This window comes from Arthrobacter sp. StoSoilB22, from assembly GCF_019977315.1.
Taxonomy (GTDB): Bacteria; Actinomycetota; Actinomycetes; order Actinomycetales; family Micrococcaceae; genus Arthrobacter.
The window spans coordinates 1,071,703-1,097,164 of sequence record NZ_AP024652.1; the positions used below are offsets into that span (position 1 = coordinate 1,071,703).

Sequence of the window (25,462 nt, forward strand, 5' to 3'; positions counted from 1 at the left end):
GGGTAGTCTGGGCGGATGGAGTTCAACGCCCTTATTTTGGCGGGTGGCAGGGCCACCCGCCTCGGTGGCGTGTCCAAGCCATGGTTGAAGTACGACGGCGACACCCTCCTTTCGCTCGCACTTCAGGCTGCCCGGGGTGCTTCGGCGGTGGTTGTGGTGGGGCCGGATGAGCCCGGCTCAGGCGGCGGCGAGCCAGGAGGCACCGGGAACCTACCGGACGCTGTTCTGCGGACACGCGAAGAACCTGTATTCGCAGGGCCGGCAGCTGCCATCGCGGCCGGCTTGAGCGCGCTGAAGAATGGCGGTAGGAGCACTCCATGGACGCTGGTGCTTGCCTGCGATATGCCGCATGCATCCCGCGGTGTTGAGCTCCTTTGGGCAGCTCTTGAGTCCAGTCCCGGAATGGAAGGAGCCATGGCCGTCTCTGCCGACGGCCGGAAGCAGCCGCTTCTGGGGGCCTACAGTACAGAGGCCCTGGAAAGGGAAGTGGCCGTAGCTTCGGGAGGTTCCGGGTTAACGAACTCATCAGTGTTCCGCCTGCTTGCTAGGCTGAACGTGCTGGACGTTGAAGTCCCCGCTGGGTCCACCGATGACGTGGATACATGGGAGGACGCTGCGGCCTTGGGCATTGACTACGAGTTGGAGGCGGACGTGAAGAGCCAGGAAGAGACGCTCGAGGAATGGTGCCGGACACTGCTTCAGGCATTCGAGCTTGAGGGCGTGGAAGTGGACATCAACGAGGTCCTCGCGGTGGCTGGAGTAGCAGCACATTCCGTGGTGCGCCCCGCCGCACCCCTGACCACGTTTATTGCAGGTTACGCGGCCGGAATGGCCCGCGGAATTGGCCAGGCCAGCGATGACGCGTCCATGAACGCTGCCTTGGAACTGGCCCGCAAAATTGCCCGGGAGTACTCGGAGTCCGGGACCGGCCCGGAATGACGGAGGCCCCCAACGAGGGCCATCACGCGGCGCACACATGGCATGAGGCCCGGCAGCGTGCGTTCGACGTCGCCACACCCATTCCGTCGGGCCCCGTGCCGCTCAGCTCAGCGCTCGGGCGCACCCTGGCTTCGGATGCCCTGGCAGTGCAGGACATGCCCCATTATGCGTCGTCCGCCATGGATGGATGGGCCATTAGCGGCAGCGGTCCGTGGATCCTCAGCGAACCGGGGCAGAGGCTTGCACCGCACCAGGCCAGTCCCATAGTTACGGGCGGGCTTATTCCGCCCGGTGCCAAGGCAGTACTGCGCAGTGAAAGCGGCGTAATAGCTACTGACGAGGATGGCCTGCCGGTTCTTGCGCTGGGAGGCAGCGCCAAACCGGGGGAGCCCCGCAACGGCCAACATATCCGAAAGGCTGCGGAAGAGGCCGCTGAGGGTGATGTCCTGCTCAAGGCCGGCACGGTGCTGAATCCGGCCCATATTGCCTTGGCAGCGCTTGCGGGCCTGGACCATCTTGTGGTGCTCGGAAAACCCTTGGTCCGTTTCCTCCTGACGGGCTCGGAAGTAGTGGCTCACGGTGTTCCCTTGCCCGGCCAGGTCAGGGATACCTTCGGTCCGCAGCTGGGCGCCGTGGTGGAGCTTTTGGGCGGCATTGCCGGGGAGCAGCTCAGGGTGGGTGACAGCTATGAGGAGTGGATCGACGCACTCCAGGACACCGAGCCAACGCTGGACGAGCCGGGACCCGGGGACCACTTCGGTGAAGCGGAACCTCCTGCCGACGTCGTTATTACCACGGGCGGCACGGGACGCTCTGGAACGGACCACCTACGCAAAGCCGTAGCTGAACTTGGCGGGAATTTGCTGATTGATGGGATCGCCATGCGTCCCGGACATCCGGCGGTGTTGGCAGAGTTGCCCGATGGTCGGTTTGTGGTGGGCCTGCCTGGAAATCCGCTGGCGGCCATGATGGCTTTGTTCACCGTGGGTGGACCGCTGCTGGCGGCCTTGGGCCATGGCCGTTTGGAGGAGGTGGGCGAGGTTCCCTGTGGCACCACCCTTGATGCTGAGCCCGGTCGCACCCGCCTGATGCCGTTCAAGCTGGTGTATGGGTTGGCGTCGCCAGCCAATCATGCAGGCCCTGGAATGATGCGTGGCCTGGCCGGCGCCGACGGGGTCATGGTGGTGCCGCCGCATGGTGTCCAGCTGGGCGAAGCGGTGCCCGCCTTCGCCGTACCCTGGGGAAAAGCGCTTCCCGTGCCGAAGGCGCCGGAAGAGAAGAGCCGCAAGGCCGTGCCTCGGCAACAAAGGAAGGCTCCTTCCGGCCCTGTTGACTGGAGTGCGTTGGACACCTGAGGCGCGTCATGAAGGGGTTTGGGTCTGCTGACAAAGTGCAATGATGGACACATGAACAGGCATGCTCCCGAACAGGACATCAATGAAGATGACCTGCAGATCCACCCGCCCAAACAAGCCGCGGCAGGCCTTAAAGCTGTCACGGTTGCCCTCGAACGAGGTTATGCCCAGGCCGGCGTGGGCCGCACGGTCCGTTCCATGCTCAGGGTCAACCAGCATGACGGGTTCGATTGTCCGGGCTGTGCGTGGCCGGAATCAATCACGGGCAAACGCAGTCCCGCAGAGTTTTGCGAAAACGGTGCCAAGGCGATCGCCGAGGAGAGCACCACCAGGACAGTCGGTGCCGAATTCTGGGCCAAGCATTCCCTGGCAGAACTTGAGGACAAAACAGAGTACTGGCTGGGGAGCCAGGGAAGATTGTCCGAGCCTGTGGTCATCAAACCGGGTGACACTCACTATTCGGCCATCACATGGGCCGACGCCTTTGCCTTGATCGGCGAACACATCAACGCCACAACTCCGGATAAGTGCGTGTTCTACACCTCCGGCAGGACGGCCAACGAGACCGCGTTCATGTACCAGCTGTTTGCGCGAAGCCTCGGAACCAACAACCTCCCCGACTGCTCCAACATGTGCCATGAGTCATCCGGTAGTGCCCTCAACCCCACCATCGGGATCGGAAAAGGCACTGTGTCGTTGGAGGACATCCACCACGCGGAGCTGGTCCTGGTAGTGGGCCAAAACCCTGGAACCAACCATCCGCGCATGCTCTCCGCCCTCCGCGACTGCAAGAACAACGGCGGCAAAATCATTGCGGTCAACCCGCTTCCCGAAGCCGGCCTCCTGAACTTCAAGGACCCCCAGTCCCTCAACGGCATGATTGGCGGTGGGACCACCATTGCCGATGAGTTCCTGCAGATCAAGGTAGGCGGCGACCTCGCCCTCTTCCAGGCGCTCGGCCACCTGCTCCTGGAGGAGGAGAAACGGAACCCGGGGACCGTCGTCGACCATTCCTTCATCGCCGGGCAGACCGAAGGTTTCGCCGCCTACCAGGAAGCCCGTTCGGTTCTGGACTGGGACGAAACGGAGCGGGCAACAGGGCTGAGCCGGGAGGAGATTACCAAGGCGGCTGCGATGTTGGCGGCCTCGAAGGCAACCATCATCTGCTGGGCCCTTGGTTTGACCCAGCAGCCGCACTCGGTGGATACACTCCGGGAGATCATTAACCTCCTTCTGCTCCAGGGCAACTTCGGCAAACGTGGAGCCGGCGCCTGCCCCGTGCGGGGCCACTCCAATGTCCAAGGTGACCGCACCATGGGCATCTGGGAGAAACCCAAGGAATCCTTCCTTGCCGCGCTGGATGCGGAGTTCGGCTTCCACATGCCCCGGGATCATGGCTATGACTCCGTGGAAACCCAGCACGCCCTGGAAAAGGGCGAGGTGGACGTTTTCGTCTCCATGGGCGGAAACTTCGCAGCCGCGGGTTCGGACACGGCTGCCTTGGAGCAAGGCTTGAAGAAAGCCGGACTGACGGTCCACATTTCCACCAAGCCCAACCGCGCCCACGTGGTGCACGGCAAAACGTCCCTGATCCTGCCCACGCTGGGCCGGACGGATACAGACGACAAGCACCCCAAGGGCAAACAGTTCCTCTCCGTGGAGGACTCCATGTCCGTCATCCACAAAACACAGGGGCGGCTGGAGCCCGTGTCCGAGCACCTGCTGAGCGAACCGGTGATCGTGGCACGCATGGCGCAAGCAACGCTGGGGGACAACCATAGTGTGGACTGGCGTGCCATGGCCGAGGACTACGACGTCATCCGGGACCACATCTCACGCGTCATCCCCGGCTTTGAGGACTTCAACGCCCGGGTTCGAACCAAGAATGGCTTCGTCCTACCCAACCCGCCGCGCGATACCCGCACCTTCGCCACGGACATCGGCAAAGGACGTTTCTCCGTGCGGCCCCTGGAGTACCTTGAAGCGCCGGCGGGCCACCTGATTCTCCAGACGGTTCGCAGCCACGATCAATACAACACCACCTTCTACGGTTTGGATGACCGCTACCGGGGCGTCTCGGAGGGGCGTCGTGTAATCCTGGTCCACCCGGATGACCTGTTGGAACTTGGCTTCGAGGACAGGGACCTGGTGGACGTCATCTCCACCTTCGCGGGAACTGAACGGCGTGCCAACAAGTTCCGGCTGATCGGGTACCCCACGGCCAAGGGCTGTGCCGCAGCGTATTTCCCGGAGGCCAACGCCCTGGTGCATCGCGAACTGGTGGCACGGGAATCCAACACCCCCGGGTACAAAGCCATGACCGTGCGCTTTATCCAGCATGAGGAGAACGGATCCTGATATGGGACGTGTAACCCAGCGCCGCAAGGTGCACAAATTTGTCCTGGACGGCTCGCCCCAGGCATTGGAGCATCCCGTCCGGTTCAAGGAAGACGTCCTGGCCGTTGAGGAGCCGCTGGAGATCCGCTTGGGCGAGATGTCCTTTTCCGTGACCATGCGAACACCCGGAGACGACTTCGATCTCGTCGCGGGGTTCCTGGTGTCCGAAGGGATCATCTGGGAGCCCGGACAGTTGATCTCGGAGCGCTTCTGCTCCGGGGAGGACGAAAACGGGGTGCAGACCTTCAACGTGGTGGATGCCCAGCTCAGACCGGACGTGGAACGGCCCGAAACCGGCCGCAATGTGTACACCTCCAGCTCGTGCGGAATCTGCGGTACGGATTCCATCGAGGCCGTCCGCAAGTCTTCGCACCACAGCCCGCGCGAGGATAATGTGACGGTCCCGGTCCGGGCCTTGGCTGCACTCCCGGACCGCCTCCGCGAGGCACAGGCTGTTTTTGATAAGACCGGTGGCGTTCACGCCGCGGGACTTTTCAGGATTCACGACGACGGCACCACCGAGTTGCTGTGCCTCCGCGAGGACGTAGGCAGGCACAACGCCGTGGACAAGGTGGTGGGCTGGGCTTTGCGCGCCGGTATGCTCCCGCTGAAAGGGACGGTGCTTCAGGTGTCCGGCAGGGCTTCGTTCGAACTCGTCCAAAAAGCTGCCATGGCCGGTATCCCTGTGCTGGCCGCCGTGAGCGCACCGTCCAGCCTCGCGGCGGAACTGGCGGAGGAAACGGGAATCACGCTGGCCGGCTTCAGCCGTGGGCTCAGCCTCAATGTGTACGCCGGACGGGACAGAGTGGTTGCCGAAGCCCCGGATGCGGACCCGTTGTCCGTTGGTGATAGCCCACAGTCACTTGGCTATTAAGCTGGAACAACGTAGATTTTATCCATCGATTGGAAGCGTGGCGATGCCACATTCGCCGTCCGCACCCAGCACTACCGGGTCGCGGTAACCAAGCTAACTACCCAGCGAACGCCCAAAGGGGAACTCATTGCACGACGACCGCCGGATCACCGAACAGCGTCTCGATCGATTTGTTCGGGAACGCATTCTTCCGGCCATTTATGGCAGGGCGATCCCGCTTCAGCTGAGCAGCTGGGATGCGCCTGGCGAGCCAGTGCCGGCCGCCGAGGCGCTGCGCCAGGTCTATGCACCGAAGGAACCTGGCGTTGCATGGGGTAAGGCGTGGAGCACCAAATGGCTGCGCCTGCAGGGTGAGGTACCGCAGGACTGGGGCATGGCTGAGTCCACAACGGTGGAGATCATTGTTGATCTTGGATTCAACAGCGATGTCCCCGGGTTCCAGTGTGAAGGCACGGCGTGGCGCGCTGATGGAAGCATCATCAAAGCAATTTCGCCACGGAATTACCATGTGCCGCTCAAACTTCTGGGTGGAGGTCAATCCGTGGATTTCTACGTGGAGGCCGCAGCCAATCCAGACGTCGCCCAGGGTTGGTCGTTCGCCCCCACCCTGCTGGGGGATAAAGCCACCTCCGGAGATGAGCCCCGGTACCGGTTTGGCCGCATTGCGATCGCTGAACTGAACGAAACCGTGTGGGAACTCAACCAGGACATCTGGACGCTCAGCGGTCTGATGCACGAACTTCCTATGGAAATGCCGCGTCGCCATGAGATCCTGCGCGCCCTTGAACGCATGATGGACGTCATGGACCCGGACGACGTCGCCGGAACCGCCGCCGCAGGCCGTGCTGAGCTGGCCGAGGTCCTTAGCCGTCCCGCATATGCCTCGGCCCATGAACTGTTGGCTACCGGCCACGCACACATCGACTCCGCCTGGCTGTGGCCCGTCCGTGAAACCATCCGTAAGTGTGCCCGCACTTTCTCCAACGTGGTGGCGTTGATGGATGAGGACCCCGACTTCGTGTTCTCTTGTTCTTCGGCCCAGCAAATGGCGTGGATGAAGGAGTTCTTCCCAGAGCTCTTTGTGCGCATCAGGGAAAAGGTAAAAGGCGGCCAGTTCGTTCCAGTCGGTGGCATGTGGGTGGAATCGGATACCAACATGCCAGGCGGCGAGGCCATGGCCCGCCAGTTCGTGGAAGGAAAGAGCTTTTTCCTCAACGAGTTCGACGTCGAGTGCCAGGAAGCCTGGCTGCCCGATTCCTTCGGTTACTCCGGCGCCATCCCGCAGATCGTCAAGGAAGCCGGCTCGCGGTGGTTCCTCACCCAGAAGATTTCCTGGAACAAAGTCAACAGGATGCCTCACCACACCTTTGCCTGGGAAGGCATCGACGGCACCCGGCTGTTTACCCACTTCCCGCCGGTGGATACGTACAACGCTGAGCTGCACGGACGCGAACTGGCCCACGCGGAGCGCAATTACCGTGATCACGGCCGCGGAACCATGTCACTGGTGCCGTTCGGCTATGGCGACGGCGGTGGAGGACCTACTCGCGAAATGGTCGCCGCTGCGCATCGTACGGCGGATTTGGAAGGCTCCCCGAAGGTCCGGATGGGCGCAGCCCGGGACTTCTTCATCCGAGCTGAGGCCGAGTACACCAATCTGCCGGTTTGGGTGGGTGAAATGTACCTGGAGATGCACCGTGGAACGTACACCAGCCAGGCAAAGACCAAGCTTGGCAACCGTCGGAGCGAACATCTCCTCCGCGAAGCGGAGCTCTGGTGCGCCACGGCCGCCGTCCGCCTGGGCGGGGCCTACGCCTATCCCGCCGACGAACTCAAGCGACTCTGGCGGCTGGTCCTCCTCCAGCAATTCCACGACATCCTGCCCGGCAGCTCCATCGCCTGGGTCCACCAGGACGCTGAACGGAACTATGAAGCCATTGCCCGGGACCTTGAGGGCATCATCAGCCACGCCGCCCACGCCTTGGTGGGGGAGGGTGATCAGCAGTTCCTGCTGAACGCCGCTCCGCATCAGCGCAACGGCGTCCCAGCACTGGGGGCGGCCGAGGCCACAGCACCGCACTCCGGCGTCCAGGTGGACGAGCTCGACGACGCCTACGTCCTGGACAACGGCATCATCCGGGCCGTCCTGAACCGTGACGGACTCCTGACATCGCTGGTGGACCACGCGAGCGGGAGGGACGCCATCGCCCCCGGGCACACCGGTAACCTGCTGGAGCTGTTCCGCGATACCCCGAACGAGTGGGATGCCTGGGACATCGAGGAGTTCTACCGCCGAAACGTCACCCCGTTGACCCACGCGGATGCGATCGACGTTGAGCGTTCGGCGGAGGCCGTCGTCGTAGAGGTCAAACGCACGGTAGGTGCCTCCACCATCACGCAACGCCTGACTCTCGACGCCGGTGCGGCGTCGCTGGGTATCAGCACCACGGTGGACTGGCAGGAACGCGAAAAGATGCTCAAAATCGCGTTCCCGCTGGACGTCAGGGCGGACCGTTCAGCGTCGGAGACCCAATTCGGCCATGTCTTCCGCCCGACGCACACCAACACTTCCTGGGAAGCTGCCAAGTTCGAGATCTGCGCCCACCGCTGGATCCACGTCGCCGAGCCCGGCTACGGCGTTGCAGTGAGCAACTCCTCCAGCTACGGGCACGACGTCACCCGGGCGGTCCGTGCCGATGGCGGAACCACGACGACGGTCCGCACCTCGCTGCTGCGTTCGGCGCGTTTCCCGGACCCGGAAGCAGATCGGGGCGAACACACGCTCGAGTTGTCCATCAGGCCCGGTGCTGCGATCGCTGATGCCGTGGAAGAGGGCTACCGCACCAACCTGAAGCCGAGGTTCGTCACAGGCGGACAATCGGTGGAACCCCTGGTTTCAGTGTCCAACCCTGCCATTGTGGTGGAAGCGGTGAAGCTGGCCGAGGATGGCTCGGGTGACGTTATTGTCCGGCTCTATGAATCGTTGGGGGAGCGTTCAACGGGAACCTTGAGGGCCAACTTTGAGAGCTCGGATGCGATGGCCACAGACCTGCTGGAGCGCACCACCGAAACCCCCGGCGTGACCGTGGAGGAAGGCCCCGTGGTCAAACTGGTACTCCGGCCCTTCCAGCTGGTTACGATCAGGCTCGTTCGCTGAGGTGGCTGGCGGAGTTACCGCGTTTGTTGGGTTACTCCGCCAGCTCCGCGTCGAGGGCATCTTTGAGCACTTGCACCCGGATGGGGATCACGGCGTCGTGGTGTTTGATCTGGTCTGCGACGTCTTTTGTGAACACATTTTCAACCAAAGTGGGCATGTCCCTCACGCCGTTGACGTAGCGCTTAGCTGCAAAGTCGAACTCTGACCTGTTGTTTTTTATCCGGGTGTTGAGGGCTTTGAGTTCGTCGGCAATCGTAGCGTATTCCGCGTCGGGGGCATTCCGGGCGGTGGCGTCATCGATCTTCTTGACGTACTCGTCCTTGAGCCGGACAAATTCGTTGTAGTTTTCCTCGGACTTTGCCGTTGTTTCAGCATGTGTTTCCAACTGGGCAATCTGGTTGTCCAGTGTGCGGGCAAACTCTACGTAGGACACGTTCTTCGATTGTTTGAGTTGGTTTACGGCTTCGCGGCACTGGACTGCTGCCTGTGCCAGGAGTGTTTGGCGTTCCCGGAGGTTGGCTGCTTTGGAGCCCACAAAGAGTCCGCTGCACCCGGCGTCCTGCCTGAAGAGGCCTTCGAACAGAGGGTAGGACTCCACCAGTCCTTCCATGGAGTCGAGGTAGGCCTGGTAGGAATCGCCCAGCATAGCTACTGCGCCGGAGACCGTTTTGTCTTCTGCGCCGGCGGTGTCGCTGGTCTGCACTTCGTTCAAGGCCGTGCGGGCGGAGTTGATGGCCTGCTGGAAGTCGTCCCGTTCCTTGGCGGAGCCTTTCTCAGCTTCCTCACGTGACGCGGGGGCATTGCGGGCCTTCTTGTACGCGGCCAGGTAGGTGTTCACGGCGGGCTGGATCTTGCCTCTGGCCTCATCGAGTGCCGTCAGGCGCTCATCCTTGAGGAGGACCAGGCTTTCCCTGCGCTGCTGAGCGGTCATGGTGCTCACGGAAATCACCACAGCCGAGGCAATCAAGGCCAGCACGACGGCGAGGGTGAGGGCAATCAGGACCGGGTGGCGCTTCTTGCGAACAGGCTCAATGGTCATGGCTATTTCCCCTCACCGGACGCGGCATCGAATTGCTCAAGGCTCTTCTTAAGGACGCCTTCCAATTCGGTGTTTGAGCTGTTGGCATTTTCAATGATTTTTGTGTATTTGTCTTTGCTGGCAGTTTCATAAGTTGCCTGCGCCTTGCCGAATGCCTCATTGATATCCAATAGTGCAACGGCGGCAACGGTGCTCTTGGCGAGGCGCTCCAAGGGGTCCTTGCTGTTGAGCACTTCCTGTTGCTTGTCCCGCTGTCCACGGATGACGGACTCCACCTCCGTGAGCAGGGTAGTAGTCTCGGCGTCGGCGCCGTCCTTGGCTGTGCCAAGGGCTGCCAGGCACTCATCTGCACTCTTGACATAGTCCTCGGAGTAGGACTCGCTGGCCACGTTCAGCGATGAATGCAGGGCCGCGCAGGGACCGCCTACAGACCGGTAAATGTTGGCAGTGTTGATCAGCAATTGATCGTTGTACGCGATCACCGCAGTGTACTGATCCTTGAAGCGGTTGAAGGATTCGGCGACTTCTTGATCCTTCAGGGCCGGCGATTCTGACATTTGCTCCAGCCGGTCACGGTTTGCCGCGGACTCGCGTACTATCCGTTCACGGTCCAGGCTGAGGACTTTCTCCTCTTCAGGCTGTCCTGCTTTTTCGGAGATGGCGTTCGAGTACCGTCCGGAGAACTGTTGGACGAGGGGATCGTACAGATTCATGGAGTTGTCCACAATGACGCGGTGCTTGTCCAAACGGAGCACGTCTGCGCGGTCTGTTCCGGCCGGACGGGAAAGGGCAAACCACGTGCCAATCCCGACGGCCACCAACGCCGCGACGAGGAGAACAGCAATGATTGCCGTGCGTTTGGAGCTACCCCTGCCGGGCGCGCTGGCTGTCTCTTCCAAGGATTTATCCCCCATATTTGCGAACTGCTTGGATCCTGCGAAACCTGACAAATCCTGGCTAACAACCTAGACGTCGTGCTGGAGCCGCTTCACGAAGAGCTTGGTCCGCTCCTGCCGCGGTTCCCGCAACACCTCAGCTGCCGGCCCGCGTTCCACCACGACGCCGCCGTCCATGAAAATTACCTCATCCGCCACATGCTGGGCAAAGGCCAACTCATGGGTAACGATCACCATGGTCCAGCCCTCTTCGGCGAGTTCTTTGATGACGCCCAGCACATCCCCTACGAGCTCGGGGTCCAGCGCCGAGGTGGGCTCATCGAAGAGGAGCAGTTGGGGCTTGAGGGCCAACGCCCGGACGATCCCCACGCGCTGCTGCTGACCGCCGGAGAGCTCAAAGGGGTAGGCGTCGCGTTTATCGGCCAGGCCAACGCGCTCCAGAAGGCGTTCGGCGTCGGCAATGGCCTCAGCGCGCGGCCGTTTTTGTACCTGGACGGGGCCTTCAATGATGTTCTTCAGCACGGTCATGTGAGGGAACAGGTTGTAATGCTGGAAGACCATGGCACTGCGGTCCCGGAGGGCAGCCACCTCTTTCTTCCCGACCTTGGCGCCGAAGTCTATGGCGAGCTCTGCTGAGGCATCGCCGCTTCCAAAGGTGACCGTTCCGGCGTCGGGAATTTCCAGGCCGTTGAGGGAACGCAGGACCGTGGTCTTGCCCGAGCCCGATGGCCCGATCAATGCCACCACCTGACCGCGCCGGATGTCGATGTCGATGTCTCGCAAAACGACGTTGCTTCCGAAGGCCTTGGCCAGGCTCCGCGCCTTCAGGACTGAGGCGACGGGCGGCTGCTGTAGGGATTCGTTAGTGGGCGACATAGCGGTCCAATCTCTTTTCCACCGCGGATTGGGCCGTGGAAAGGACCAGGCAAATGACCCAGTAAACCAGGGCAGCCTGGAGGTAAAGGGCCATGAACTCCTGGCTGAACGCAGCGATTTGCTGGGCGTTGCGGAACAGTTCGGTGACCAGGATGAGTGAGGCGAGGGAGGTGTCCTTCACCAGTGAAATGAAGGTGTTGGACAACGGTGGAACGGACACCCGTGCCGCTTGGGGAAGGATGATCCGCACCAGTGCCTGCGGCCGGGACATGCCAATGGTGTGGCCGGCTTCCCACTGGCCCTTCGGGACTGACAGGATGGCCGCACGGATGATCTCCGCGGCGTACCCGCCCACATTCAGTGAGAAAGCGATGATGGCGCTGGGCCAGGGGTCAAGCTTCACTCCGATGCTGGGGAGCCCGTAGAAAATCACAAAGAGCTGCACCAGCAACGGGGTGCCGCGGATGACCGAGACGTAGAAACGGCCGATGCCCGACAGGATAATGTTGGGGCTCAACCGGAGCAGGGCAACCACCAGTGCGAGGACGAGGCCGATGGCAAAGGAGGCCAACGTGAGGGGAATGGTCCCCGTGACCGCGCCGGTAATCAGCGGACCGAAGGAACTCCAGATGAGGTCCCAGTTCATCTATTTGGTGACGTCCGCGCCGAAGTACTTCTCCGAGATCTTAGCCAGCGTGCCATCAGCCTGGAGATCGGCCAGTGCCTTGTCCACAGCTGCAGTGAGCTCCGTGGAGCCCTTGCGGAACACCATGGCGCTCTCGGTCTTCTCCGGGGCCTCTGCCGCCACCTTCAGGCCGGAGTCGGGCGTGTTCTTGGCGTAGTCCAAGTAGGTGAGCTTGTCGTTCACAGTGGCATCCACGCGTCCCTGCTGCACCAGCGTGGCGGACTGTGCCCAGCCTTCCACTGCCTGGACGTTGGCACCGGCTTCAACGGCCATTTTGTAGAAGTTGCTGGTCAGTGACTGCGCGGTGGTCTTGCCCTTGAGGTCCGCAAAGCTGTTGATGCTGTTGTTGTCCGACTTCGTGACCACAACACCGGTGGAGATGGTGTACGGGGTGGAGAAATCGTACTTGGCCTTGCGTTCGTCATTGATGGAGATCTGGTTGGCGATGGTGTCAAAGCGCTTTGACTCCAAACCTGCAAAGATGCCGTCAAACTGGGTCTCCTGGAAGGTGGCCTTCACCCCGAGTTTCCCGGCCACCGCCTGGGCGATCTCCACATCAAAACCTGTGAGCTCGCCTGCGCCGTCAGCGTGGAAGCTGAAGGGACGGTACGTACCTTCGGTGGCGATCACGAGTTCGCCCTTGGATTTGACGTCGGAAAGGGAGGTATCGCCACCGGACTCGGCGGGCGCGGACCCTCCGCCGCACGCGGAAAGTGCAAGGGCGGCCGCGGCCACGGTTGCTGCGAGGACAGAGCGGCGGGTACGAAGGCTGTTCATGGAGCCATCTTAGTCACCGCCCGGGGCGGGGGTGGCGGCGGCGTGCAAAAGCGCGTTAAAAAGGCTGAGTGGGGGCGGTCCCCAACAGCCCGCCACCACTCATCCCCCCAATTGTGATCACGTGGGCGCCACATCCACCGGAAACCCGTTCTCTGATTCCGGTGTCAGGCTGCAAGCCGCGTTCACACATTCATGATTGTGCCACGATCTAATGGTTTTGTGAAAGTCTTACGCCGAAAGTCGCGTCTTCCGGCGGGCGAATGCCTTGGAGACCCAAATACCGGCAAGCCCAGTAGCCGTGAAAGTGGCCGCTGAGTAGTTGATAAGAACCCGCAACCACGCCTCGGAGAACGGGATCAGGGGGAACAGCTGGGACAGCAGGAGAAGCGACAGGCCGAGCAGCAGCACCGCCGAGGCGATCCGCAGCAGGACTGGGGCTGTGCTCACTACGGTGCGCCAGATGGCGGGGACCAGGCATGCGGCAACGAAGCCGGGGTAGAGGCGTCCCATGAAGGCGTAAGCCTCCAATGAGGGCCCCCAGCGCAGGCCGCTCATACCGGCCGATGATCCCGCTGTATCCGTGATGAGGAAGAAGTAGATGGTCAAAACACCCACAAGGATGGCGGCGGTGATGCCGAGGGGTCCTCGGATTGCTTTCACGGCAGCGGGTGAGCCGAAAGCCGTGGCGATCTTGATGCCCATGAAGTAGAAGGTTCCATACAGCAGGAAACGGAGGACAAGATTGCAGATGTTCATCCCGCCCAACCACCCGTCAATGACCAGGTAGGGGGCCTCGATGCTGATGAAGATACTCAAAGAGATCAGTGCAAAAATGTAGAAAACCTCGCGGTTTTCACCCCGTAACGCGCTGGGAACCCGGGCCAGGGTTATCGCCAGGCACACCACCAGCGTGACCCAGGGCAGGACAGCCGTCATCCGAGGTTCTCCCAAATTCGTTCAGTTCGTTCCTGGTCTTGTTCCTGCCGGCGCAGTGTTTTGCCGAGCGCCAAAAGACGTTCGCCGGCCAACGTCACCAGTCTGCCCTGTGACAACTTATCCAGCGCCTCCTGCCGGGAATTGGGCGGCCATCCGGCTTCGGCCTCCGTAATCAGCCCACCAGCCACCAGTCCGCCCGCAGGTCCCACCCCGGCGGCGCGTGAGGTGGCGATCGCCAATTCGGGCGGGAGCCTGTTGGCGGTCAGGTGGGCGGAGAAGTTCTGCGGCGCAATCCCGGTGGTGTCGCTGACCCGGTGCCGCAACTCGCCGTCGTCGATCGCGTCCACCCAGTTCCGCACGGAGGTGGGGTGAGGTGGTTCCGAAAGGCGCGGGGCGGGGGCGGAGCCGGGTTCGCTGCGGTCCACTACTGCTCGCAGCAGGTCGATAGTGGCCACCTGGCTGACGAGCTCGCAGGGCGTGGGGGGAATGGGATCGCCCCGAAGATCGGCGTAAAGGTCAAAAGTGGACAGGGCCTGTACCGGATTGATGTTGAAGCCGCGGCTGATACTCACCAAGGTGGATTCGGCAACTTTGCCGCGGACCAGCTGTTGGGCCAACGTTGTCCGCTTGATGCCCGCGATCCTGCAGACGTCAGCGGTGCTGGCATCGGGTGCAACACCATGAAGCCAGCGCTGGAACGCCTTGGACTGTAAGGGCATGGAGAACTTTCCTGGATGGGCCGCGAAGGCAAAGACACGATGAGACCTAAGTGGGAGTACGAAACGATTTTACGCCGACGCCACATTGAATTATGCTTGATGATTGAACCCGCTGGTCCGTACACCCCCCAAGTCCGGACCAGCGGGTTTTTCCATGCCCGCGGGAATCGCGGCCTGAATTTCTGCGTTCCCTTGCTGGAGGATAGACAATGACTGCAACTTTGGTGGCCAAGGATCTTGCCGGTGGTCATGGCCACCGCACGCTTTTCGCGGACCTCTCCCTGACCGTTGCGCCGGGCGATGTTGTGGGCGTGGTGGGAGCTAACGGTGCTGGTAAATCCACGCTGCTTCGCATCCTGGCAGGAGTGGACCAGCCGCAGGCTGGGACCGTCAGCCTTGCGCCCTCGGATGCTTTTGTGGGCTGGTTGCCGCAGGAACATGAGCGCACCGGCGGCGAAACAATCGCCGCCTACATTGCCAGGCGAACCGGCTGTGCCCAGGCGACAACCGAGATGGAATCCACAGCCGAAGCCCTTGGCTCGGGAGCTCCCGGAGCTGACGACGCGTACTCGTTGGCCTTCGATCGGTGGATGGCTTCCGGTGCTGCCGACCTGGAGGACCGGATCCCGGCCGTGCTGGCGGACCTCGGCCTGGACCTCGGCGCCGATGCCCTGATGACGGGGCTTTCCGGCGGGCAGGCTGCACGCGTGGCTTTGGCCGCTCTGCTGCTTAGCCGCTTCGACGTCGTCCTTTTGGACGAACCCACCAACGATCTTGACCTTGACGGACTCGCCCGGCTGGAAGCCTTCGTCCAAGGCCTTCGGGGTGGTGTCATCCTGGTGTCCCACGACCGCGAATTCCTGGCCCGCTGCGTCACCACCGTGGTGGAGCTGGACCTCGCCCAGAACTCCGTAGCCGTCTACGACGGCGGTTATGAAGCGTTCCTCGAAGAACGCGCCGTGGCCAAGCGCCACGCCCGGGAACGGTACGAAGAGTTCGCCAACACCAAGGCCGACCTCGTCTCCCGGGCACGCACCCAGCGCGAGTGGAGCTCCCAAGGCGTCCGGAACGCGATGAAGAAGAACCCGGACAATGACAAGATCCGGCGCGCAGCGAGCGGTGAATCGTCCGAGAAACAGGCACAGAAAGTCCGCCAGATGGAGTCCCGCATCGCCCGGCTCACCGAGGTGGAAGAACCTCGCAAAGAGTGGCAGCTGCAGTTCAGCATCGGCCAGGCACCCCGCTCAAGTGCCGTCGTCGCCACCTTGCGCAACGTCGTCGCGCGCCAAGGCGACTTCACGCTGGGTCCGGTGAACCTGCAACTCAACGGCGGCGAGCGGATCGGCATCACCGGACCGAACGGTGCCGGCAAGTCAACGCTGTTGCGCCTGCTGCTGGGGACCCAGGAACCGGACGACGGCGAGGCCTCCATGGGTGCCTCCGTGGCCATTGGCGAAATCGACCAGGCGCGCGGACTGCTCGACGGCGGGCGGCACCTTGGCGACGCCGTTGAAGCTGTGCTGGTGGACTGGAACAGTGCAGATGTCCGCACCCTGTTGGCCAAATTCGGCCTCAAAGCCGACCACACGTCCCGGACCGTGGATTCATTGTCCCCGGGGGAGCGAACCCGTGCTGCGCTTGCGTTGCTGCAGGCCCGCGGCGTGAACCTGCTGGTGCTGGACGAGCCCACCAACCATTTGGATCTTCCGGCCATTGAGCAATTGGAGGAGGCCCTGGAAAGCTACGAGGGCGCACTCCTGTTGGTCACCCATGATCGCCGTTTATTGGAAAACGTTCGGCTCGATTCGCGCTGGCACCTGGAAAACGGCCAAGTGCAAGAGCTTCATCACACCCCAAGCCAGGAGAAGTAACCCATGAGCATGGACCGCGTGGCCTGGAGCTCGCTGTACAACATCACCACTGCCAAGAGCGGTTCCAAGCCGTTCTCCAAGGAAACCCTGAAACGGGTCATGGCTTTTGCTGCGCCGCATAAAGGCAAGCTCATTGCCTTTGTGATCGCTTCGATCGCGGGTGCTTTCCTCGCTGTGGCCACTCCTGTGCTGGCCGGTCAGGTGGTTGATTCCATCATTGCCAACGCAGGCGTTGGAACGGTGATCTGGTTGGCCGTCCTCATTGCGATCGTTGCGGTGGGCGAGGCCGGTGTGGGCCTGGTGACCCGGTGGTTGTCATCGATCATCGGCGAGGGCGTCATTGTGGACCTCCGCACGCGCGTGTTCGATCACGTGCAGCGCATGCCCATCGCGTTCTTCACCCGAACCCGAACCGGCGCCTTGGTCAGCCGCTTGAACAACGACGTCATCGGGGCGCAGTCCGCCTTCGCCGGCACCTTGTCAGGTGTGGTCAGCAATGTGGTGGCCCTGGTCCTCACGCTGGTGGTCATGCTGAACACCTCCTGGCTGGTGACTGTGCTGGCCATGGTGCTGCTGCCGATCTTCCTGATCCCAGCAAGGCGAATGGGTTCCAAACTGGCGGACCTCCGCCGCGAAGCTGCCGCGCACAACGCCGCCATGGGAACCCAGATGACGGAGCGGTTCTCCGCCCCGGGAGCCACCCTGGTGAAGCTGTTCGGCCGCCCGGATGAAGAATCCCGGGAGTTCGCCGAGCGTGCCGGCAGGGTCCGGGATATTGGCGTCCGGACTGCCATGCTGCAGTTCACCTTCGTGACGGCCCTGACGCTGGTCTCTGCCCTGGCGCTCGCCTTGGTCTACGGTTTGGGCGGTTGGCTGGCAATCGGCGGGCAGCTCGCACCCGGCGATGTTGTAGTGCTAGCGCTTCTTCTGACAAGGCTCTACGCTCCGCTGACGGCGCTCTCCAACGCCCGCGTGGAAATCATGAGTGCTTTGGTCAGCTTCGAGCGGGTGTTCGAAATTCTGGACCTAAAGCCGCTGATCACCCAGAAACCGGACGCTGTTTCCGTGCCCGCAGGCCCCGTTGCCGTGGAATTCGATGACGTCCGTTTCTCCTACCCCTCGGCCGAAAAGGTGTCGCTGGCTTCCCTTGAGGACGTGACCACCTTGGATACCCGGGGCGGGGAGGAAGTCTTGCACGGGGTCAGTTTCAGGGTTGAACCTGGCCAGACTGTTGCCTTGGTGGGTTCCTCAGGTGCCGGCAAGTCCACGGTGGCGCAGCTGCTCTCGCGCCTGTACGACGTCGATTCCGGCGCCGTGCGCCTCGGGGGGCAGGCACCTGGAACAGGCGTGGACATTCGCGACCTCAGTTTCGACTCCCTGCGCGACACCATGGGCATGGTCACCCAGGACGGCCACCTCTTCCACGAAACCATCGCCTCCAACCTGCGCCTCGCCCGGCCGGATGCCACCGAGGACGACATGTGGGATGTGCTCCGGCGGGCACGCCTGGAGCCCATGATCCGGTCTCTGCCCGATGGCTTGGAAACAGTGGTGGGGGAGCGCGGCTACCGTCTCTCCGGTGGTGAACGCCAACGGCTCACCATTGCACGGTTGCTCATCAAGCAGCCCCGTGTTGTGATCCTCGACGAAGCCACGGCAGCCTTGGACTCCACCAATGAAGCCGCCGTCCAGGCGGCCTTGGGCGAGGCACTCGAGGGGCGCACCGCCGTCGTGATTGCGCACCGCTTGTCCACCATCCGTGCCGCGGACGCCATCCTGGTGGTTGAGGACGGCAGGATCGTGGAGCGTGGCACGCACACTGAGCTGCTTGCTGCGGATGGACGCTACGCGGAGCTCTACCAAACCCAGTTCGCTGAGGCCACCGCTGTGGCGCAGGAAGCGGTCCCGGAGCTGTAAACGCTGCCCCTACGTGGGCGGGGTCAGCAGCGGGATGACGTGGTCCGTCAGCAGCGGTGCCAGGTCGGTGGGCAGCGGCGCGTCCAGGTCCAGCCAGCGGATCTCCGCGATTTCCGCTGAAGGATGCGCGTCCCACGTTCCGGGGGCCGTGAAGACCGTTGCCTCGATATTGGTCGCGGCCTCGTTGGCTGCCTCCGCCAACCACACCCCGAGCGGCTCGAGGACGCCCGGCGGAACCTCGATGCCGACTTCCTCCAAGAGCTCCCGGGAGGCAGCCTCAGCAGCGGTTTCCCCTGGCTCGGGTTTGCCTCCGGGATGCATGAACTTGTCCGTGCCACGCTTGCGGACGGTCAACAAATGGCCTTCCTGGTTGTAAACGCACACCGCGCTCACAACGATCAGGTCCGTGCCGGTTCCACTCATGGTTGCCTCCCGGCGTCGATCCGGACCAAGTGCGATTCAAGCAACAGATCCTTGGCTGGCCCGCGGACATCCCACGTGAAACTGAACGAGTCCGGGCCCTCACGGACGTAATTAACACAGTAATCGTCGGGGTCGCACCAGTGCTTATCCTGGTTGCCTTCTTCGGCGAAGCTCATCACATGGAACGGGCGGCCGTCGGGGAAGAACACGTCCATCGAATCCGGGCTGGCTCCGGGTTTCAGGAGATACTCACGGAATGCCGGGCCTGAATGGGTAGGCCAGTGCATGGTTCCGTCTTCGCGGTAGTCCAGGCCGCCGTCGGGGTTCTTCACGTAGCGCACGACGCCGGAAAAGGTTCCGTTGGTGCCGGACGTCCGGTCCAGGAGGGTCCGCTCCACGCGCCAGCTGCCGGCCAGGTAGGCCTGCAAGTCCGGGGCGGGCTGCTGGTGATTCAAGTGCCCTCGATTGGAATCGAACCAACGACACCGGCTTTAGGAGAGCCGTGCTCTATCCACTGAGCTACGAGGGCCTGTGCGTCCATGACTCTGAATCCCACTGCTGGAGCTCAAGGGCCCGGACACGACTACAAGCATACAAGCTGCCGGGGCGCTGCCCGAACACCGCTAGGCTGACGTTCATGAAAGGGCACGTCACTGCACCGGCAACAGCTGGATCCTTCCGTCCGAATACCCGCAGCATCAGGGCGAACATCGGAGGGTGGGCGCAATTGAGTGTGGTCCAGTACTTCGTGGCTGAAGCCGCTGTGATCGATGCCTGGGCGGGCCCGGAGCCGTACAGCAGGGCCACGGGATTCATCAGCGACCTCGGGGCAGTCTCTTGCGGCATTTATGAGGACAGGGCCGTGTGCTCGCCGCTGCATCTGCTGATGAATGCCTCGTTCGTGGTTCAGGGCTTGGCGTTGGTCCTTGGCTCGCTGTTCCTGACAGCCGGGCTCTTGAGCGTGGCTGCGCGGCCCGGCGTGCAAGCCCGGCGATTCCGGGCTGTTTCGGAGGGTTCCCTTCCTGCACGCGTCCTGACCGTGCCCTGGATCTTGGCCGTTGCTATCCGGATTCTCACCGCTGTTGCGGGGGTAGGAACGGTAATTGTGGGTCTGGTTCCGGAGGACTTGGGCTCTCCCTGGCATTTCGCCGGCGCTTTGATGTACTTCATCGCCGGCGGCTTTGCCCTCCTGCTGTTGGGAGTCCTGTGGTTCCGGCAAACCCCGATCAGTTGGTTCCTCGCTGCGTGCGGGCTGACGTGCATTGGGGCACTCGTGATCGGCGCAATCACGGGAATGGACGTGCCGCAGCCGGGATTGCTGGAGAGGTTCATGGGCTACCCGGTGACCATTGGCCTGGCAGCTGCGGGCCTGGTAATTGCCCAGCGTACGCACACGGAACGGAAACTGGCGCGGGCAGGGGCGGGTGCGCACTGAGGTTTGTTGGCTGGGGCCTGGTGCTCCGGGCGGAAACGGGTGCGCCGCCGCGGACGAGTGGTCAGGCGGGCTTCGCACTCTTTCGTCCAAGGAACACGGCTACCACGCCGCACACCAGGCTGAGAAGGAACAGTACCCAGGACGCAACCGTGACTGCTGACGCCAACGCCACCGAACCGGCGTCGGGCGCTTCGGCAGCGAGCACCGAGTCGATGGCCACGTTGGACCACAGGTGAGCCACCGCGAACAGCAGGGGAGCAGCCCACAGGGCCCAACGCCATGACTTTCGCGCCACATTGGTGCCAATCAACAGGAGCCAGCTGAAGCCGAAGATCAGCGGAAACAGAGTGCCGGCGGTCTTGTGGACGTAGTTGAGCTGGCCTCGGGCTGACTCGTCCATGGCCTCCCGGAGCTGGACGATGTAGTCCTGCGAGAATCCACCGATCAGCGAATCAGGCATGGCCAGGCCGCCGGAGAGCTGCGTCATCTGGTTCAAGGTGAGCAGGTGCAGGTACCAGAACAGGAACAGGCTGGCCACCACGCCCGCGATCACAATGAGCTTGGAGTTGCTCTGCGCCTTTTGCGGGGTGCGCTGCGTGGTGTTGTTGATCACGGGAGGCAGCGAGTGGTCGGGGACCACTGCCTTTGCTCCGTGCTTCTTGATGCGCTGGGCGGGTGTCTTGGCCATGTCATTCATTATCCCGCCACATAAGCTGGATCCATGACCACTGGCAGGCACACAGCAACTGAACTCGATCCATCACTGGATGACTACCAACTGGCCAGCGCCCTGGTTCGCGAAGCAGGCCAGCTGGCGCTGCTCATGCGGATGGGCGGGCTACAGGGTGAACGCAAGACCTCAGTGTCCGACGTCGTAACTGCGGCCGATCACGCAGCTGAGGCTTACGTCCTGGAACAGTTGCGGCGCTGCCGTCCCCAGGATGGCATTCTGGGCGAGGAGGGGGCCTCCGTTGCCGGCACGAGCGGCCGGACCTGGGTGATCGACCCCGTGGACGGCACCTACAATTTCCTGCACGGCTCCACGTACTGGTGCTCGGCCATCGCCCTTAAGCGCGATGATGCAGACCACGGCGGTCACCCGGTTGCCGATCCCGAGGTGCTGCTGGGGGCCATCTATCAGCCCGAACTGGACAAGCTCTGGCTTGGCGGCCCGGATCGCCCTTCCACGCTGAACGACGAGCCGATTTCCGGTTTCGGTGACCTCCCCGTGAGCCAAATCTCCGCCGCCACCTACATCCATCCCACCTGGCTGGCGGACCCCCGCGCAGCAATGCCGTGGCACGCGGCTGCAGTTTCCGCGGCATCACTGCGCATGTTCGGCTCAGGTTCCTGCGACCTCGGCAGGGTTGCTGACGGGGAGCTCGGTTGCTGGTTCCAGCACAGTTGCCCGGAATGGGACTGGCTTCCCGGCAAAGCGATCGTCCGCGCGGCCGGCGGGGACACCGCCGTCGTGCAGGTCAACGGACTGAACTGGTTCGTGGCAGGAGGCCCGACGGCGGTCCGTGAGTTGAGCGCTGCCCTCACCTCTGTTCCCCAATTTGCGTAGGGCGTTTCGGAGGGCACCAGCACACCGGATCTGGCGCGACGTAGAGTGTCAGAGGCACCGCCTAGACTGGTAGGCACCATGGATATGTTGTTTGACCCCTACGCAGACGGACCCTTCAAAGCAGGCACCAAAGCCGCACTCAAGGCTGCCCCGGAGCTTTCCCCCTCCGGCGGTGGCTCCTCCGGGCCCCGCCTTCAGGAAGGCGCCGGCGAGTCAAAAGACCTTCCGGGCCAGGGTGCACCGGGAGGGTGGGACCACCACGGAACCCACGGCTTACCCACTGCCGATGCCCTGCTCCAGGGACTGAATCCACAGCAGGAAGAAGCTGTGAAACACGCCGGAAGCCCCCTGCTGATCGTTGCAGGCGCGGGCTCCGGCAAGACCCGTGTGCTCAGTAACAGGATCGCCTACCTCATTGCCACCAAGCGTGCCCATCACGGCGAAATCCTGGCCATCACCTTCACTAACAAAGCGGCGGCCGAAATGCGGGAACGCATCGAAGCCCTGGTGGGACCCCGGGCCAAGGGCATGTGGATCTCCACCTTCCACTCGTCCTGCGTACGTATCCTGCGCCGGGAAGCGGCCAACGTGGGCCTGAATTCCAACTTCTCCATTTACGACTCCGCTGATTCATTGCGCCTGATCACCCTGGTGGCCAAGAACCTGGACCTCGATCCCAAGAAGTTTGCTCCAAAGGCCATCCAACACAAGATTTCCGCGCTCAAGAACGAGCTCATCGATGCCGACTCCTACGTGTCCTCGGCAAACCATAACGACCCCTTTGAAAGCGCCGTTGCAGAGGTCTTCAAGGGCTACACGCAGCGTCTCCGGCAAGCCAACGCCATGGACTTCGATGACCTCATCGCCGAAACCGTGTACATGTTCAGGGCCTTCCCGGCGCTCGCGGAATCCTACCGGCGCCGTTTCCGGCACGTGTTGGTTGACGAGTACCAGGACACCAACCACGCCCAGTACGCACTGGTCAGGGAAATCGTGGGTTTGGGAACGGATACGGACGTTGCGCCCAGCGAACTGACTGTGGTGGGCGATTCCGATCAGTCCATTTATGCCTTCCGCGGCGCGGACATCCGCAACATCGTGGAGTTCGAGGCCGACTATCCGAACGCCCGCACCATCAAACTTGAGCAGAATTACCGCTCCACACAGAACATCCTCAGCGCCGCCAACTCGGTGATTTCCCGTAACCCGAACCGCCAGGAAAAGCGTTTGTGGACAGCGGAGGGCGACGGCGAGAAAATCGTTGGCTACGTGGGGGAGAACGAACACGACGAAGCCCAGTTCATTGCCAAGGAAATCGACCGCCTGCAGGACGAGGACGGCTTGCGTCCCGGCGACGTCGCCATCTTCTACCGCACCAACGCGCAGTCACGCTCCATTGAGGATGTGCTGGTCCGGGTGGGCTTGCCCTACAAAGTGGTGGGCGGTACGCGCTTCTATGAGCGCAAGGAAATCAAGGATGCCCTGGCGTACTTGCGCGTCCTGGTGAACCCGGACGACGACGTCAACCTCCGCCGCGTATTGAACGAACCCAAGCGCGGGATCGGTGATCGCGCCGAGGGTGCAGTTGCCGCTTTGGCGGAGCGGGAACGCACGTCATTCATGGCCGCTGCACGTCGCGCCGACCAAGCTCCCGGAATGGCAACCCGCTCGGTCAACGCCGTCCTGGGCTTCGTGAAGCTGCTGGATGACCTCGCCGAGGTGGCGTCCGGCTCCGGCGCCGCTGCTGCCCTCGAAGCCGTCCTTGAACAGACCGGTTACCTGGCGGGCCTGCGCGCCAGCAACGACCCCCAGGACGAATCCCGCGTGGAGAACCTTGCCGAACTGGTGGCCGTGGTCCGGGAGTACGAGCGCGATAATCCGGACGGGTCCCTCGGCGAGTTCCTGGAGCAGGTCTCCTTGGTGGCAGACGCCGACCAGATCCCCGATGCCCCTGGTGCGGACATTGATGCCGCGGTGGCTGAGGCCAAGAGGATGGGCGTTGTCACGCTCATGACCCTGCACACAGCCAAGGGCCTGGAGTTCCCGGTGGTCTTCCTCACCGGCATGGAGCACGGTATCTTCCCGCATCAGCGCTCGGCAACGGACCCCAAGGAGCTAGCGGAGGAACGCCGCCTGGCCTACGTGGGCCTGACCCGTGCCCGCAAGCGCCTTTATGTCACGCGCTCTGAGGTTCGCAGCATGTGGGGCCAGAGCCAGTACAACCCCGCCAGCCAGTTCCTGGAAGAGATTCCCTCCGAACTTGTGGAGTGGAAGCGCGAAGGAATGAGTCGCCAGGCCGCAGGTGGCTGGGGGAGCGCCCCCATCGGGTCCAACCGCTACGGTGGTTCGTTCTGGGGTGCGGGCACATCCCGCGGTGCTGCCGCCAGCCCAACCGCAGGGTTCGACGCCGACGTCCCGGCCGCCGTCGTACGCAACAGGGTCCAGCCGCAAAAGGAAGTTATTTCCGTGGTGGCGGGGGACAAGGTCAACCACACAAGCTTCGGCAACGGAGTGGTCTTGGGCATCGAGGGTTCGGGGGACAAGACGGTGGCGAAGGTGAAGTTCGACGTCGGCGAAAAGCGACTTCTCTTGCGGTATGCGCCCCTGACCAAGTTGGATGCGTGAAATCGCACGGCATAATGAGGGGCATGCGACGGACTGTTGGGCCGATCCTGGCCGCCTTGATCATGGTGCTGGCGGCGGGATGCTCTTTCGCCACCAAAGATCCTGACTATGTGCCGCCGGCCCCGTTGCCGCCGCTTGAACAGCTCCAGCAGGTTCCCGTCACTGAGCAGACCACCTTGTCCGCGGGCGAGGATGTCACTGCTTTTGTCACGGCTGACAAGAACATTGTCTGCGCCATGACGTCCTCACGGGGTGGGCACCTCAATCTCCCGTATGAGGCCAACTCTTACTCGGATGCTGCCAACAACAAGTTCGCCGTTGTTCCCGTGGTCCACTGTGAACTGGCCAAGTATGCCGCACCGGAGCCCGACGACGTCGCTGACGATTGTGCGGGAATCGGCCTCGGATACCTGGGCGGGACGGTGCTCCTGACTCCGGAGAAGGCGGTGTACGGCTCATGTCGTTCCGGCGTAACACAAATGGAGTCGGAGTTCGGTCCGAAGGGCAGCCGGGAAGGTCCCATCTCCAAGCTCCGGGAGCTGGGGGAGGGGCAGAACATTGAGCGCAACGGTCTGCGGTGTTCGGCATACAACGGCGGCGTTGCTTGCGGAAATATCTCCGGGGGCGTGGCGTTCTTCGTCAATCGCGAGGGCTACCAGTTGATTTCCGACGGCGGGAAAAAGGTCTCGGGAAACCTGAAACTTGCGTCGTGACTGCTCTTGGATAGTGGGCGGGCGGCCCAAAAACCGCGTCATTCTGCGGGTTTTCTACAGCCGATAGAAGTGTAAGGTTACTCACTTAACAGGTAGTGTGTAGCTGGCGGGACTCCTCAAAGGGCTAAAGTTCCGAGAGGACCTTACGCAATGTGACCGGCTTCAATCCTGGTTGTTACCGCGTACTTTCCGCAGCTGGCTATCGCGGTCATCGCGGTTCCCGGCTGAACAGAAAACTACTTCGACGTAGAAGGACACTAA

Annotated in this window: 21 protein-coding genes and 1 tRNA gene; 11 read left to right on the forward strand and 11 right to left on the reverse strand. The window is 62.5% G+C overall.

What is annotated here, in order from left to right; all coding sequences use genetic code 11:
- Nucleotides 1-15: 15 nt before the first annotated feature.
- From LDN70_RS05255 to LDN70_RS05275, 5 genes are all read left to right on the forward strand, one after another.
- Nucleotides 16-939, forward strand: a complete 924-nt coding sequence (locus LDN70_RS05255; RefSeq protein ID WP_223941960.1) for a DUF6457 domain-containing protein — start codon at nucleotides 16-18, stop codon at nucleotides 937-939.
- A complete protein-coding gene (locus tag LDN70_RS05260; protein ID WP_223941961.1) occupies nucleotides 936-2,294 on the forward strand; it encodes a molybdopterin molybdotransferase MoeA in 1,359 nt (452 codons plus the stop codon). The genes LDN70_RS05255 and LDN70_RS05260 overlap by 4 nt, the downstream gene beginning before the upstream one ends.
- Before the next feature lie 51 nt (nucleotides 2,295-2,345).
- Nucleotides 2,346-4,652, forward strand: coding sequence for an FdhF/YdeP family oxidoreductase (locus LDN70_RS05265; protein WP_223941962.1), 2,307 nt, complete (start codon nucleotides 2,346-2,348; stop codon nucleotides 4,650-4,652).
- Between the two features lies 1 nt (nucleotide 4,653).
- Complete coding sequence (gene fdhD / locus LDN70_RS05270) at nucleotides 4,654-5,565, forward strand: formate dehydrogenase accessory sulfurtransferase FdhD (RefSeq protein WP_223941963.1); 912 nt, start codon at nucleotides 4,654-4,656, stop codon at nucleotides 5,563-5,565.
- 127 nt (nucleotides 5,566-5,692) lie between these two features.
- Nucleotides 5,693-8,722 (forward strand): alpha-mannosidase, encoded by a 3,030-nt coding sequence (locus LDN70_RS05275; protein ID WP_223941964.1) that lies wholly within the window; start codon nucleotides 5,693-5,695, stop codon nucleotides 8,720-8,722.
- A 31-nt stretch (nucleotides 8,723-8,753) separates the two neighbouring features.
- Here LDN70_RS05275 and LDN70_RS05280 read toward each other — a convergent pair whose 3' ends face one another.
- From LDN70_RS05280 to LDN70_RS05310, 7 genes are all read right to left on the reverse strand, one after another.
- Nucleotides 8,754-9,761, reverse strand: coding sequence for a hypothetical protein (locus tag LDN70_RS05280; RefSeq protein WP_223941965.1), 1,008 nt, complete (start codon nucleotides 9,759-9,761; stop codon nucleotides 8,754-8,756).
- 2 nt (nucleotides 9,762-9,763) lie between these two features.
- Nucleotides 9,764-10,660, reverse strand: coding sequence for a hypothetical protein (locus tag LDN70_RS05285; RefSeq protein WP_223941966.1), 897 nt, complete (start codon nucleotides 10,658-10,660; stop codon nucleotides 9,764-9,766).
- A gap of 66 nt (nucleotides 10,661-10,726) precedes the next feature.
- On the reverse strand, nucleotides 10,727-11,533 hold the full coding sequence (locus LDN70_RS05290) for an amino acid ABC transporter ATP-binding protein (RefSeq protein WP_142940075.1): 807 nt from the start codon (nucleotides 11,531-11,533) through the stop codon (nucleotides 10,727-10,729).
- The gene (locus LDN70_RS05295; RefSeq protein WP_142940074.1) at nucleotides 11,520-12,179 is read right to left on the reverse strand and encodes an amino acid ABC transporter permease; all 660 of its coding nucleotides are present in this window, start codon (nucleotides 12,177-12,179) and stop codon (nucleotides 11,520-11,522) included. The genes LDN70_RS05290 and LDN70_RS05295 overlap by 14 nt, the downstream gene beginning before the upstream one ends.
- A complete protein-coding gene (locus LDN70_RS05300) occupies nucleotides 12,180-12,995 on the reverse strand; it encodes an amino acid ABC transporter substrate-binding protein (protein ID WP_223941967.1) in 816 nt (271 codons plus the stop codon).
- 228 nt (nucleotides 12,996-13,223) lie between these two features.
- On the reverse strand, nucleotides 13,224-13,931 hold the full coding sequence (locus tag LDN70_RS05305) for a hypothetical protein (RefSeq protein WP_223941968.1): 708 nt from the start codon (nucleotides 13,929-13,931) through the stop codon (nucleotides 13,224-13,226).
- Nucleotides 13,928-14,650 carry a hypothetical protein gene (locus LDN70_RS05310; RefSeq protein WP_166841584.1) on the reverse strand — a complete coding sequence of 241 codons (723 nt, stop codon included), beginning with the start codon at nucleotides 14,648-14,650 and terminating at the stop codon, nucleotides 13,928-13,930. The genes LDN70_RS05305 and LDN70_RS05310 overlap by 4 nt, the downstream gene beginning before the upstream one ends.
- Nucleotides 14,651-14,859: 209 nt before the next feature.
- Here LDN70_RS05310 and LDN70_RS05315 point away from each other — a divergent pair, with 209 nt between their 5' ends.
- Together LDN70_RS05315 and LDN70_RS05320 are read left to right on the forward strand one after the other, a co-directional pair.
- On the forward strand, nucleotides 14,860-16,521 hold the full coding sequence (locus tag LDN70_RS05315; RefSeq protein ID WP_223941969.1) for an ABC-F family ATP-binding cassette domain-containing protein: 1,662 nt from the start codon (nucleotides 14,860-14,862) through the stop codon (nucleotides 16,519-16,521).
- A 3-nt stretch (nucleotides 16,522-16,524) separates the two neighbouring features.
- The gene (locus LDN70_RS05320) at nucleotides 16,525-18,438 is read left to right on the forward strand and encodes an ABC transporter ATP-binding protein (protein WP_223941970.1); all 1,914 of its coding nucleotides are present in this window, start codon (nucleotides 16,525-16,527) and stop codon (nucleotides 18,436-18,438) included.
- 9 nt (nucleotides 18,439-18,447) lie between these two features.
- Here the strand turns inward: LDN70_RS05320 and LDN70_RS05325 are convergent, their stop codons facing one another.
- The 3 genes from LDN70_RS05325 to LDN70_RS05335 form a co-directional block, all read right to left on the reverse strand.
- The gene (locus tag LDN70_RS05325) at nucleotides 18,448-18,861 is read right to left on the reverse strand and encodes an NUDIX hydrolase (RefSeq protein ID WP_142940063.1); all 414 of its coding nucleotides are present in this window, start codon (nucleotides 18,859-18,861) and stop codon (nucleotides 18,448-18,450) included.
- On the reverse strand, nucleotides 18,858-19,316 hold the full coding sequence (locus LDN70_RS05330) for a DUF6314 family protein (protein ID WP_223941971.1): 459 nt from the start codon (nucleotides 19,314-19,316) through the stop codon (nucleotides 18,858-18,860). Before LDN70_RS05330 ends, LDN70_RS05325 begins: the two co-directional genes overlap by 4 nt.
- Before the next feature lies 1 nt (nucleotide 19,317).
- Nucleotides 19,318-19,390: transfer RNA gene (locus LDN70_RS05335), tRNA-Arg, on the reverse strand.
- A 108-nt stretch (nucleotides 19,391-19,498) separates the two neighbouring features.
- Here LDN70_RS05335 and LDN70_RS05340 point away from each other — a divergent pair.
- A complete protein-coding gene (locus tag LDN70_RS05340; protein WP_223941972.1) occupies nucleotides 19,499-20,296 on the forward strand; it encodes a hypothetical protein in 798 nt (265 codons plus the stop codon).
- Between the two features lie 61 nt (nucleotides 20,297-20,357).
- Here the strand turns inward: LDN70_RS05340 and LDN70_RS05345 are convergent, their stop codons facing one another.
- Nucleotides 20,358-20,984, reverse strand: a complete 627-nt coding sequence (locus tag LDN70_RS05345) for a hypothetical protein (protein ID WP_166841578.1) — start codon at nucleotides 20,982-20,984, stop codon at nucleotides 20,358-20,360.
- A 33-nt stretch (nucleotides 20,985-21,017) separates the two neighbouring features.
- On the opposite strand from LDN70_RS05345, the gene LDN70_RS05350 reads away from it, so the two are divergent.
- From LDN70_RS05350 to LDN70_RS05360, 3 genes are all read left to right on the forward strand, one after another.
- Nucleotides 21,018-21,863, forward strand: a complete 846-nt coding sequence (locus LDN70_RS05350; RefSeq protein ID WP_166841577.1) for an inositol monophosphatase family protein — start codon at nucleotides 21,018-21,020, stop codon at nucleotides 21,861-21,863.
- 78 nt (nucleotides 21,864-21,941) lie between these two features.
- Complete coding sequence (pcrA, locus tag LDN70_RS05355; RefSeq protein WP_142940058.1) at nucleotides 21,942-24,488, forward strand: DNA helicase PcrA; 2,547 nt, start codon at nucleotides 21,942-21,944, stop codon at nucleotides 24,486-24,488.
- A gap of 14 nt (nucleotides 24,489-24,502) precedes the next feature.
- On the forward strand, nucleotides 24,503-25,201 hold the full coding sequence (locus LDN70_RS05360) for a hypothetical protein (protein WP_142940057.1): 699 nt from the start codon (nucleotides 24,503-24,505) through the stop codon (nucleotides 25,199-25,201).
- Nucleotides 25,202-25,462 lie beyond the last annotated feature (261 nt).

Bases quoted from the DNA above. Each gene is read 5' to 3' on its own strand.
- LDN70_RS05255 (WP_223941960.1), top strand. From the start codon at position 16: ATGGAGTTCAACGCCCTTATTTTGGCGGGTGGCAGGGCCACCCGCCTC.
- LDN70_RS05260 (WP_223941961.1), top strand. From the start codon at position 936: ATGACGGAGGCCCCCAACGAGGGCCATCACGCGGCGCACACATGGCAT.
- LDN70_RS05265 (WP_223941962.1), top strand. From the start codon at position 2,346: ATGAACAGGCATGCTCCCGAACAGGACATCAATGAAGATGACCTGCAG.
- fdhD (WP_223941963.1), top strand. From the start codon at position 4,654: ATGGGACGTGTAACCCAGCGCCGCAAGGTGCACAAATTTGTCCTGGAC.
- LDN70_RS05280 (WP_223941965.1), bottom strand. From the start codon at position 9,761: ATGACCATTGAGCCTGTTCGCAAGAAGCGCCACCCGGTCCTGATTGCC.
- LDN70_RS05290 (WP_142940075.1), bottom strand. From the start codon at position 11,533: ATGTCGCCCACTAACGAATCCCTACAGCAGCCGCCCGTCGCCTCAGTC.
- LDN70_RS05295 (WP_142940074.1), bottom strand. From the start codon at position 12,179: ATGAACTGGGACCTCATCTGGAGTTCCTTCGGTCCGCTGATTACCGGC.
- LDN70_RS05300 (WP_223941967.1), bottom strand. From the start codon at position 12,995: ATGAACAGCCTTCGTACCCGCCGCTCTGTCCTCGCAGCAACCGTGGCC.
- LDN70_RS05305 (WP_223941968.1), bottom strand. From the start codon at position 13,931: ATGACGGCTGTCCTGCCCTGGGTCACGCTGGTGGTGTGCCTGGCGATA.
- LDN70_RS05310 (WP_166841584.1), bottom strand. From the start codon at position 14,650: ATGCCCTTACAGTCCAAGGCGTTCCAGCGCTGGCTTCATGGTGTTGCA.
- LDN70_RS05315 (WP_223941969.1), top strand. From the start codon at position 14,860: ATGACTGCAACTTTGGTGGCCAAGGATCTTGCCGGTGGTCATGGCCAC.
- LDN70_RS05320 (WP_223941970.1), top strand. From the start codon at position 16,525: ATGAGCATGGACCGCGTGGCCTGGAGCTCGCTGTACAACATCACCACT.
- LDN70_RS05325 (WP_142940063.1), bottom strand. From the start codon at position 18,861: ATGAGTGGAACCGGCACGGACCTGATCGTTGTGAGCGCGGTGTGCGTT.
- LDN70_RS05340 (WP_223941972.1), top strand. From the start codon at position 19,499: ATGAAAGGGCACGTCACTGCACCGGCAACAGCTGGATCCTTCCGTCCG.
- LDN70_RS05345 (WP_166841578.1), bottom strand. From the start codon at position 20,984: ATGGCCAAGACACCCGCCCAGCGCATCAAGAAGCACGGAGCAAAGGCA.
- LDN70_RS05350 (WP_166841577.1), top strand. From the start codon at position 21,018: ATGACCACTGGCAGGCACACAGCAACTGAACTCGATCCATCACTGGAT.
- pcrA (WP_142940058.1), top strand. From the start codon at position 21,942: ATGGATATGTTGTTTGACCCCTACGCAGACGGACCCTTCAAAGCAGGC.
- LDN70_RS05360 (WP_142940057.1), top strand. From the start codon at position 24,503: ATGAGGGGCATGCGACGGACTGTTGGGCCGATCCTGGCCGCCTTGATC.